Annotated in this window: 1 protein-coding gene; it reads right to left on the reverse strand. The window is 49.2% G+C overall.

The genetic code is table 11. From position 1 onward, the window contains the following. Positions 1-539 (reverse strand): DUF5801 repeats-in-toxin domain-containing protein (locus tag PsAD46_RS17205; RefSeq protein ID WP_153040775.1); only part of this gene is annotated, 539 nt, incomplete at both ends.

The following is a 539-nucleotide window of genomic DNA, read 5'->3' on the forward strand; positions in this document are numbered from 1 at the left end:
ATCATCAAACGTCAGAAGATTGCCGACAGAGATCTCAGTTGAAACCGCATCGCCATCTTCATCGGTGACAGTCAGGATTGCACTCACCTTGCCATCAAGCGAGACATGTTCATCAGAAGATCCGGTGACCGGGTGCTCAATGGACATGTACTGAACCATTGAGACCTTACCGTTTTGATGCAAGTGGATTGCAAACGCAGCATCTCCGTCTGGTACACGACCAACAATCTGACCATCTTCCAGATGAAGCGTGATCGCCAAACCTTCAGTCGTGGTCAGGCCAGAATCTGCGTTATCAATGCGAAATACCAGCTCATGACCGCCGCGCTCATCAGCACCAACATTCTTATGGAAATCAAGAACATCATTCCGCGCGTAGATTGGACCGCTCAGATCAGGATCACTGCCCTTTTCGTCAACATCTTTAAACAGCTTGCGAATGCGCCACTTCGGCGGAACATTATCACTGTGATCACCCTCGGTCTCGTCAATGCGAATATGATCATCAACCCAAAGTTCTGGCGCTGGGATGTCATCAA

The organism is Pseudovibrio sp. Ad46, from assembly GCF_001623065.1.
GTDB lineage: Bacteria > Pseudomonadota > Alphaproteobacteria > Rhizobiales > Stappiaceae > Pseudovibrio.